Origin of the sequence: uncultured Demequina sp. (genome assembly GCF_913055775.1) — a bacterium.
In the GTDB taxonomy this organism is placed as follows: domain Bacteria; phylum Actinomycetota; class Actinomycetes; order Actinomycetales; family Demequinaceae; genus Demequina.
Map to the genome: position 1 here is coordinate 1 of NZ_CAJXJX010000111.1, position 9292 is coordinate 9292.

At 70.1% G+C, this 9292-nt stretch carries 11 protein-coding genes; 6 read left to right on the forward strand and 5 right to left on the reverse strand.

What is annotated here, in order from left to right:
* Positions 1 to 873 (forward strand): arginine deiminase family protein (locus QZ483_RS10800; protein WP_297083847.1); only part of this gene is annotated, 873 nt, incomplete at its 5' end.
* A 7-nt stretch (positions 874 to 880) separates the two neighbouring features.
* Positions 881 to 2620: an alpha/beta-hydrolase family protein gene (locus QZ483_RS10805; RefSeq protein ID WP_297083850.1), complete on the forward strand. Its 1740-nt coding sequence runs from the start codon at positions 881 to 883 to the stop codon at positions 2618 to 2620.
* A gap of 56 nt (positions 2621 to 2676) precedes the next feature.
* On the opposite strand, the gene QZ483_RS10810 is transcribed toward QZ483_RS10805, so the two are convergent.
* From QZ483_RS10810 to QZ483_RS10820, 3 genes are all read right to left on the reverse strand, one after another.
* A complete protein-coding gene (locus tag QZ483_RS10810; protein ID WP_297083852.1) occupies positions 2677 to 3330 on the reverse strand; it encodes a heme oxygenase (biliverdin-producing) in 654 nt (217 codons plus the stop codon).
* 105 nt (positions 3331 to 3435) lie between these two features.
* Complete coding sequence (locus QZ483_RS10815; protein ID WP_297083854.1) at positions 3436 to 3579, reverse strand: hypothetical protein; 144 nt, start codon at positions 3577 to 3579, stop codon at positions 3436 to 3438.
* Between the two features lie 8 nt (positions 3580 to 3587).
* Positions 3588 to 5105: an NAD(P)/FAD-dependent oxidoreductase gene (locus tag QZ483_RS10820; protein WP_297083857.1), complete on the reverse strand. Its 1518-nt coding sequence runs from the start codon at positions 5103 to 5105 to the stop codon at positions 3588 to 3590.
* Positions 5106 to 5278: 173 nt separating this feature from the next.
* On the opposite strand from QZ483_RS10820, the gene ybaL reads away from it, so the two are divergent.
* Positions 5279 to 6907, forward strand: coding sequence for a YbaL family putative K(+) efflux transporter (gene ybaL / locus QZ483_RS10825; RefSeq protein WP_297083859.1), 1629 nt, complete (start codon positions 5279 to 5281; stop codon positions 6905 to 6907).
* A 10-nt stretch (positions 6908 to 6917) separates the two neighbouring features.
* The gene (locus tag QZ483_RS10830) at positions 6918 to 7328 is read left to right on the forward strand and encodes a hypothetical protein (RefSeq protein WP_297083861.1); all 411 of its coding nucleotides are present in this window, start codon (positions 6918 to 6920) and stop codon (positions 7326 to 7328) included.
* Positions 7329 to 7344: 16 nt separating this feature from the next.
* On the opposite strand, the gene QZ483_RS10835 is transcribed toward QZ483_RS10830, so the two are convergent.
* Positions 7345 to 7740, reverse strand: a complete 396-nt coding sequence (locus QZ483_RS10835; RefSeq protein WP_297083863.1) for a phage holin family protein — start codon at positions 7738 to 7740, stop codon at positions 7345 to 7347.
* 147 nt (positions 7741 to 7887) lie between these two features.
* Entirely contained in the window at positions 7888 to 8304 is a 417-nt protein-coding gene (locus tag QZ483_RS10840) for a carboxymuconolactone decarboxylase family protein (protein WP_297083864.1), read from the reverse strand.
* A gap of 189 nt (positions 8305 to 8493) precedes the next feature.
* On the opposite strand from QZ483_RS10840, the gene QZ483_RS10845 reads away from it, so the two are divergent.
* The gene (locus tag QZ483_RS10845) at positions 8494 to 9159 is read left to right on the forward strand and encodes a sigma-70 family RNA polymerase sigma factor (protein ID WP_297083866.1); all 666 of its coding nucleotides are present in this window, start codon (positions 8494 to 8496) and stop codon (positions 9157 to 9159) included.
* Positions 9160 to 9170: 11 nt separating this feature from the next.
* Positions 9171 to 9292, forward strand: a 122-nt coding sequence (locus tag QZ483_RS13615) for a zf-HC2 domain-containing protein (RefSeq protein ID WP_367117105.1), incomplete at its 3' end; no start/stop codon positions are given.

Sequence of the window (9292 nt, forward strand, 5' to 3'; positions counted from 1 at the left end):
GGCGGGCTGTCGACGCTCGACCTGCCTCCCGAGATCTCGCCGCCCGGATTCCTCCTCGTGCGCGAGGAGTCCGGCATGCGCGACTACCTCATGCCGCCGCTGCCCAACACGCTCTACACCCGCGACACCACCAGCTGGATCTATGGCGGCGTCACACTCAACCCGCTGTACTGGCCCGCGCGCCACGCCGAGACGCTGCTGATGAAGGCCGTCTACGAGTTTCACCCGACCTTCGCTGGAGCCGTGACGACGTGGTGGGGTGACCCCGAGCTCGACCAGGGCCTCGCGACGCTCGAGGGCGGCGACGTCATGCCGCTGGGCGGCGGCGTCGTGGTGATCGGCATGTCCGAGCGCTCGAGCCGCCAGGCCATCACCCAACTCGCAACCGAGCTGTTCATCGCCGGCGCCGCCCACCACGTGATCGTGGCGAAGATGCCGAAGCTGCGCGCCGCGATGCACCTCGACACGGTCTTCACGATGGCGGACCGCGACGCCGCGACGGTGTTCCCCGGCATCGTGGACCAGATCGAGACCTACAGCATCTACGAGGCCGAACCGCCGGTCATGCTCGATGTGCGCGAGGAGTCGCGCCCGTTCACGGAGGTCGTCCGCCGCGCACTCAAGCTGCCCGAACTGCGCACCATCGAGACCGGCGGCGACCGTTACGCCTCCGAGCGCCAGCAGTGGGACGACGCCAACAACGTCCTGGCCCTCGAGCCCGGCGTGATCGTGGCCTACGACCGCAACACCCACACCAACGCCCTCATGCGCGAAGCCGGCCTCGAGGTGATCGAGATCGTGGGAGCGGAGCTGGGCCGCGGGCGTGGCGGGGCGCACTGCATGACCCAGCCACTCCAGCGCGATGCGGCGTGAGGCTGCCATGGCGACCGGGGTCCGTGAGCGGGTCGTCTCGCGGCTGAGCGAACCGCGTCCGCCGCGCAAGAGGGCGCCGAGGATCTTCGAGTTCACGTTTGCCGCGGTGGGACTCGTCGTGGGCCTGTGGTTCTTCGCGCTCTCGCTCACACCGTCCTTGCTCCCCCGATCGGGCTACGTCCAGGGGATCAACTCCGGCGTGGCCTTCATGATCGGCTACGGGATCGGCGTCGCCATCTACACGTTGTACCGGTTCCTCGGCATTCCGTACGCGCGCGGGCGCGTGCGCATGGTGCTGCTCGCGGTGTCATTGGGCTTCATCGGCTTCACGGCGGCGGGAGCCATCTGGGGCTACGTAGGCTGGCAGAACGAAGTCCGGCTCAACTTCGGGATGGAGCCGCTGTCCCCGTGGGGCTGGCCCACGATCATCATCGTCGCCGCGCTGGTCGCGGCGCTGATCCTGATCGTCGCGCGCAGCCTCCGCACGCTGTTCCGCTGGGTCGACGATCTGCTGGACCGCTGGCTGCCGCGCCGCCTCGCCGTGCTGGTTGCCGCGATCGCCCTGATCAGCGTGCTGTGGTGGGTCCTGTCGGGCGCGTTCGTCAACGCGTTCTTCACGACGTCCAACTGGATCTTCTCGGGTCGCGATGCCGAGGACAAAGCCGGCGTCGAGCAGCCCGCGTCCGCGCTCAAGTCCGGATCCCCCGACTCCCTGGTCGAGTTCGACACCCTGGGCCGGCAGGGGCGCTCCTTCGTGTCGACCGGCCCCACCGCCGACGAGATCGCGGCGTTCTCCGGAGACGATGCCCTCGAGCCCATCCGTGCCTACGTGGGTCTCAAGTCTGCGGAGACGCTCGAGGAGCGCGCAGATCTTCTGCTCGAGGAACTGGTGCGCACCGACGCCTTCGATCGCGAGGTGATGGTCATCGCGACCACGACCGGGACAGGGCTGATAGCACCGGAAGGCGTGGACCCCCTCGAATTCATGTGGGGCGGCGACACGGCGATTGCGGGAGTCCAGTACTCGTACCTGCCCAGCTGGATCTCGCTCCTGGCGGACCAGGAGGTGGTGCAGGAGACCTCCCGCGTGGTGTTCCGCACCATCCACGACCACTGGTCGACCTTGCCGGAGGAGTCCCGCCCCGACCTCTACCTTTACGGATTGTCGCTGGGCTCGTACGGCGTCGAGGCGATCCTCAGCAGCGCGGACATCCTCAACGAGCCCATCGAGGGCGCGCTGATGGTCGGGCCGCCGTTCGTGAACCCCATGCACACCGAGATCGAGGCCGCGCGCGACGCGGGCTCGCCGTCGTGGCTGCCGGTGTTCAGCGACGGCCGCACGGTCCGCTTCATGAACCAGGACGGCGGCCTCGACAGGGGGAACGCGGCCTGGGGCCCCACCCGCGTGACGTATCTGCAGCACGGCTCCGACCCTGTGGTGTTCTTCCACCCGGACACTGCCCTCGACGAACCCGAGTGGCTCATGGGCGAGCGCGCACCGGATGTGGTCGACTCGATGGTCTGGTACCCCATCGTCACGGCGTGGCAACTGGTACTCGATCTGCCGGCTGCGGGCTCAATCCCCGACGGGTACGGCCACCTCTACACCCGCCTCGAGAACGCCACCGCGTGGGCGCACGTGACCGAGCCCGCCGACTGGGACGAGGCGCGCACCCTCGAACTCACGGCGCTTCTCGACGAGCGTGCGGCCGCGCGCGAGGCGGCGCTCGAGGCCGCCACTCCGTAGGGCCGATGCGGGGGCTGGGTCGCGCCTAGCGGTGCCCGGCCGTCGGCGGAGCTCGGTCAGCGGGCCGCGGCGACGGTGGCGCCGAGTGCGTCGAAGATCGCGCCGTTGAACACGAACGCGCCCTTGGCCTCCGCGATCAGCGCGGCCTCCTGGTCCTCGTCGAAGTCGAGGGCGTCAAGCTGCTCGCGATAGGCCCGCTTGAAACGCACCGGCGAGTCAATCTTCTCGAAGCGGTAGAAGGCCAGCTGGTCCTCCGTGGCTCCGTAGTGGCGCGCGACGAGCCGCGCGATCGCCTGGCCTCCGGACAGGTCGCCCAGGTAGCGCGTGTAGTGGTGGGCGAGGTAGCGCGGAATGTCGGCAGCCGCGATCGCCTCGAGATGCGCGACATACTCCTGCGTCGCCGGCAGCGCGGGGTGGCTGGCCTCCCATGCGGCGGCGCCCAGGTGCTCGAGGTCGGAGCAGATCGCTCCGAACCGGGGCAGCGCAGGGTCGGACAGCAGCGCAGGGTCGCCCGGCTGCAGGTCCCGGGCCTCGAGCGCGCGGTACACGTACGCGTACTGCGCGAGGTAGGCCACATACGCGGCCAGGTCGAGCTCGCCACCCATGAGGCGCGTGATGAAGCCGCGGGTCTCGGTGTACTGGTGCTCGGGCGTGGTCGCGTCGCGCAGCCGCGCCGCGAGCCCCGTCGAGTCCATCTCGTGCGCCGTCATGCGGCCAGGCTAGCGAGGCCGCATCGGCCCTGTCACTGGCGAGACCCGTCGACCAGGGCCGCACGAGCGCGCGCCGAGCCGAGCGACCTGTCGCGCGCATCGGCCCTAGTGCGAGCGCCGCGCCAGCCTCCACATGGTCCAGCTGACTCCCACGAACCGCGCGAACTGGCGCACCAGGCTGCGGCGCCTGCGCAACTCGGACTCCGTAGGCAGCGGCGCGGCGGCGATGCGCTCCGACGTGGTGTCCATGACTCACCTCACTCCGGGATCCAGGTCCAGGCCGGACGGCCCTTGGCCTTGTAGATGAACAGCGTGTGCAGCATGCGCTTGACCCAGTGGCCCGCGAGCCCGATCTCGCCGAACGTCTCCTTGAGGTTCCGCCCGGTCTCTGGGTACTTCTCCCAGTCCGGCACCACGGGGCTCATGGTCATCGCCGCGGCGGTCCCGGTGCGCATGCCGGTACCGGCCGAGGCAACGCACGCCGCCGCCATCTCCGCCATCGACACCCCGTGCTGCGGCACGGTGTCGCCCGTCGCGATCATGTCCGCGATGGTGTGCGCCACGACCTTGCCCATGGTTCCCGACGGCATCCCCGTGCGCGGTGGCGCCGGGGCGACCGGCACGCCGTCCGGCGTGGCCCGCGGCCGCGAGATCTGGTGCGGGGGCGCGAACGCGATACCCACCGCGAAGACCGTCGGGTAGACGGGGCTCTGGTACGTGCGCGGCCAGTCCTTCGCTGACCACTCGTCGTAGTCGGTCTTGCCGTACACCGCGTCGACCTTCATGAAGCCGGTGGGCGCGAACACGCTCGCGGTGATGTCATCGCCGGTGGCTCCGTACGCCGTCCAGTCATTGCCCTTGAACGGCGGCAGCAGCATCGCGAAGTCGTAGTCGAGGTCGTGCGTGGTGCCGTCCACCTGCACGTAGTGGATGGTGCCGTCGTCGACGCTGGTGACGGCTGCGCCGGTGATCGCCTGAACGCCGCGTTCCCGGAACAGGGACTCCGTCCACAGCTGCGACGTGGTGCGGTAGCCGTTCTGGTCGAACTGCATGCCGCCCACCCCGAAGTCGCCCAGCTCGTGCTCGTTGGTGAGGTAGATCAGATCCGCGTGATCGCGCACCCCGGCCTCGCGCAGCTCGTGCTCGACGTTGAACGTGTACTCGAATGCAGCGCCCTCGCAGGTGCACGTCCCGTGCCCCACGCCGATCACCACGCGCTGGCGCTCGCCGGTGCGGCACGCCTCGATCACCTGGGCGAGCTTGTCGCTCGCGTGCGCCGCATGGTCGGGAGTGCACACCGAGACCGTGTGCCCCTCCTCCGGTCCGAGCCCCGGGGTCGCGCCGAAGTTGAGCTTGGGGCCTGTGGCGTTGACCAGGTAGTCGTAGCGCAGCCGCTCGACCTCGCCGTCGCGCTCGGGCGTGGTGTGGATGACGTCGACGGCGGGAGCGTCGATCCCCGTCTCCCCGCTCACTCCCGCGGACGCCTCGGCGCCCGGCGAGTCCGCGACGACCGCGGCGTCGCCCTCCGGCCACAGGGTCGTGGCCTTGGCCTGGATGAACGTGATGCCCTTCTTCGCATACACCGGCGCCAGGTCGAAGACCACGCGCTCGGGGGCCATCTTGCCCACGCCCACCCAGATGTTGGACGGGATCCAGTTGTACGTGGCCTTGGGGTTCACGACCACGACCTCGTGCTCGTCCCCCAGCCTCTTGCGCAGGTACAGCGCCGCGGTGTGGCCTGACACCCCGGCACCCAGCACGACGACCCGTGCCATCCCGATCACCTTCTTCGCTGATCCGCCTCGGCGGCTCGGCGCACCCGACCGCTCGGTCGAGCGCACTCCGCCCTTCCCCCGAGCATACTCCCCGGGGTATCCATAGGGACCCGGGACCTTGGTCCCGGATCGCGCGCCGTGTGCCGGACATCTAGGCCCCGTAGAATCCCGACATGCTGCATCACGCCCCGCTCCTCACCACGATGGCGGTGGGCCTGGTCGCGGCCTTCATCCTCGGACTGCTCGCGCAGCGCCTGCGGCTGTCCCCCATCGTCGGCTACCTCGCGGCAGGCCTGATGATCGGCCCCTACACGCCGGGCTTCGTGGGCGACGCGGAGATCGCCGTCGAGCTGTCGGAGATCGGCGTGATCCTGCTGATGTTCGGCGTGGGCCTGCACTTCTCGTTCAAGGACCTGCTGGCCGTCAAGCGCGTCGCCCTCCCCGGCGCGATCGCCCAGATGACGGCGGCGACGGCACTCGGCACGGGCATCGGCCTGTGGCTCGACTGGTCGCTCGGCGCCGCGCTGCTGTTCGGCCTGGCCCTGTCCGTCGCATCGACGGTGGTCATGCTGCGGGCGCTCGAGGACAAGCAGCTGCTCGACACCCGCGCGGGGCACATCTCCGTGGGCTGGCTGATCGTCGAGGACCTCGCGATGGTGATCGCGCTGGTGGTGATCCCGGTCCTCGCCTCGGGCGCGACGGGCCCCGGCGAGATCGCCGGCGAGCTCGCCTGGACGCTCGTGCGCGTCGCCCTGTTCGTGGCGCTCATGCTGGTCGTGGGCAAGCGTGTCATCCCGTGGGTGCTCGCGCGCGTCGCGGACACCGGCTCGCGCGAGCTCTTCACGCTGTCCGTCCTCGCCGTCGGCATGGGCGTCGCGGTGGGCGCGGCGTGGCTGTTCGAGGTGTCCTTCGCGCTGGGCGCGTTCTTCGCGGGCATGATCATGCGCGAGTCCGACCTGTCGCACCGTGCCGCCGACGACTCGCTGCCGCTGCGCGACGCGTTCGCGGTCCTGTTCTTCGTGTCCGTGGGCATGCTCGTCGATTGGCGGATCGCCGTCGAGGCGCCGCTCGCCCTGCTGGTGACCACCGCGGCGATCGTCGTCGGCAAGTCCGTGGTGGCGTTCGGGATCGTGCGGCTGCTGCGCTACTCGAGACAGATGTCGCTCGTGGTCGCCGCCGCCCTCGCGCAGATCGGCGAGTTCTCGTTCATCCTCGTCACCCTGGGCGGGGAGTACGAGATCCTGCCGCAGGACGCGCAGGACCTGGTGCTGGGCGCCGCGATCCTGTCGATCGTGCTCAACCCGCTGCTGTTCGCGTGGGCCGCGCGCGCCTACCGCGACGTGGACGGCGACGGCGGGGACGCGTCGCCGCTGACGTATCAGGGCTCGGAGCACGTGATCGTCGTGGGCTTCGGCCGCGTGGGCACCCGCGTCGCGACCACGCTGTGGCAGCAGGACGTCCCGTGCGTGGTGATCGACGATGACGAGAACCGCGTCACGGCCCTCCGCGATGACCGCCGCGAGGCGATCCTGGGCAACGCCGTCCGCTCCAAGGTGCTTCGCGCCGCCGGCCTCGAGAAGGCCACCACCGTGCTCATCGCGATCCCGGACCCGCTCAACGCGGGCGCGATCGTCGCGAAGGTCAAGCGACTGCGCCCCGAGGTCCGCGTGATCGCCCGCGGCCACGAGGACGCCGACGTCGACTACCTCACCGAGCTGGGAGCCGACCTCGTGGTGGTGGGCGTCTACGAGGTCGCGGACCTCATGGCGACCGACGTGCTGACGGAGGACGAGCAGGCGTAGCGTGGGCGTCATGGACGACGTCGACCGCCTGGATGCCCTCGCCCGCTGGCTCGACCGCGCGCTCACGCGCGGCTTCACGTCCGCGCTCGCGGACGGCTCCACGACCCGCGATGAGTTCGCGCTCCTGGAGGTCCTGGGGAGGGCCGATGCGCCCTTGAGCTGGGATACGGTCGAGGCCAGGCTTCCGGCCGGGTTCGGGGAGACCCGGGCGACCGAGGCGTGGAACGGGCTCGACGCCGGCGGGTGGGCCGCCGAGGTCGAGGGCGAGTTCGTCGCGACCGACGACGGGCTGCGCGCGCTCGACGGTCTGCACGCGGAGATCGACGCGCTGCACGACCGCGCCCGCGCCGGGGTGTCCGACGAGGACTACGCCCGCGCGGTGGCGGTGCTGCGCGCGATGATCGGCAACCTCGAGGACTGAGGGCCGGCCCCGGGCGCTACTTGTCCTTGCGGTCCTCGAGCTTGTTCTTGAGGAACACCGCGGGCAGGATCCACCCGGCGATCGCACTGAGGAGCCACACGAGCACGGTGCCGAGCAGCCATCCGGTGATGGTGCCGATCGACAGGCCGTCACTGAAGATGTTGGCCAGCAGCAGCGCGACGAAGGTCGACACCAGGGCCACGCCGCCGGTGAGGGCGGAGGCGTACTTCACCGAGAGTTTGAGAATGAACGGCGACAGGATCGCCTGAGCCACGACGAAGATCAGCACGGCCCAGATGAAGCCGTTGAAGTTCATCGAGAAGTCCTCATCGCCGAGGATGAGGGCGGTCAGCAGCAGACCCACGGCCGCCGCCACGACGGTCACCACCAGGTTCCACAGGAATCGCACCATGGTGCCGACGCTACTCCTGCCTGGGCGTTTGCGCGCGATATCCGCCAGTTTCGTTGTCTGAGCGCCCCACTGGAGCACCAGTGTCGATCTGGCCGCGGCCGTGTCTCCCAGTGGAGCCTGAGCGCGAAACCCGCCCGCGCATCGGCCCTACTCCATGCCGCGCGTGACCCGGTTCCACGCGTTGATGACAGCGACCGTCTCGACGATCGCGCCCAGCTGCTTCTGCGTGAAGAACTCGCCCGCCACGTCGCGCGCCTCGATCTCGAGGCCGCGCGGATAGTCCGTGAGCACTTCCGCGAACCTCAGTGCGGCAGCGTCCCCCTCGGAGACCAGGTCGTCGCGCATGAGCTTCACCGGGCGAGCGAGCGCTCCGATGAGTTCGGGCCGCGCGCCCAGCGCTGCGAGTTGCTCGGAGTGCAGGCGGATGCAGTACGAGCAGCCGTTGATGTGCGAGCACCGCAGCCGCAGCATCTCGCGCAGCTGGGGCTTGAGGGCCTCGCCCACCAGGGCGTCGAACTCCTCGAGCGCCTTGAGAAATTCGGGGCTCACCTTCGCTGCACTCACGCGGGCGAGCGTACCAAGCGCTGCACCGGGTTCCCAGCGCGACCCATCCGCACAGCCGCATCGCGCGAACCGGTGCGCGCAGGGGTCGGTCCCCTGCCCTGCCCGACGTGGTCGCGACTGTGCTGAGTGAGGTCGCGGCGCGTCGGGCATGGACCACGGCACCTCGGTGTTGCGATGAAGGAGTCCTCGATGCACGCCCCCGACCGCGACGAACGGAGACAGCCTGTGGCGCGACGCCATCTGCGTGCCGTCCCCGACGGCACGACCCCGAGCCAGGAGGCCGCCGCGCACTCCACGGATCGACTCACGCGCCTGCTCATCGAGGCGGGCCGTGGCGATGCGGACGCCTTCGCGGGGGTCTACGAGGCGATGGTCGACCAGGTGCTGCGAGTCGCGGTGCGCGTGGTGCGCGACCCCGACATGGCCGAGGACGTCGCCCAGGAGGCCCTGGTCGAGGCGTGGCGCAAGGCGCCCGAGTTCGATCCCGCCCGCGGCGGCGCCCGGACGTGGGTGCTCACGATCACTCACCGCCGCGCCGTCGATCGCGTTCGCCGCGAGCAGCGCCAGCGCGACCAGGTGGACGCCGAGGCGGCCGTCGCGGATCGCGACGAGCGTCCCGCCGACCAGGAGGCTGTGGTGGAGAGCGACTACCGTGCGTGGCAGTCCGACCGGGTACGCGGCGCGCTGGCGTCCCTGACCGACCTGCAGCGCGAGGCGATCGAGCTGGCCTACTACGGTGGCCAGACGCACACTGAGGTGTCCGAGAGTCTCGGCATCCCGCTGGGAACGGCGAAGACGAGGATCAGGGACGGGCTCACACGCCTGCGAGACACGCTGAAGGAGGTGCAGCGATGAACCCGCACGAGATGGTCGGCGCCTATGCCCTCCACGCCCTCGACGAGGCGGAGGCGCGCGCCTTCGAGGCACACCTGGACCAGTGCGCCGAGTGCCGCGCGGAGCTCGCGAGCTTCGACATCGTGCTCGACGA

Coding starts and splice junctions, on each gene's coding strand:
- QZ483_RS10805 (WP_297083850.1), top strand. CDS start 881: ATGGCGACCGGGGTCCGTGAGCGGGTCGTCTCGCGGCTGAGCGAACCG.
- QZ483_RS10810 (WP_297083852.1), bottom strand. CDS start 3,330: ATGACGGCGCACGAGATGGACTCGACGGGGCTCGCGGCGCGGCTGCGC.
- QZ483_RS10815 (WP_297083854.1), bottom strand. CDS start 3,579: ATGGACACCACGTCGGAGCGCATCGCCGCCGCGCCGCTGCCTACGGAG.
- QZ483_RS10820 (WP_297083857.1), bottom strand. CDS start 5,105: ATGGCACGGGTCGTCGTGCTGGGTGCCGGGGTGTCAGGCCACACCGCG.
- ybaL (WP_297083859.1), top strand. CDS start 5,279: ATGCTGCATCACGCCCCGCTCCTCACCACGATGGCGGTGGGCCTGGTC.
- QZ483_RS10830 (WP_297083861.1), top strand. CDS start 6,918: ATGGACGACGTCGACCGCCTGGATGCCCTCGCCCGCTGGCTCGACCGC.
- QZ483_RS10835 (WP_297083863.1), bottom strand. CDS start 7,740: ATGGTGCGATTCCTGTGGAACCTGGTGGTGACCGTCGTGGCGGCGGCC.
- QZ483_RS10845 (WP_297083866.1), top strand. CDS start 8,494: ATGCACGCCCCCGACCGCGACGAACGGAGACAGCCTGTGGCGCGACGC.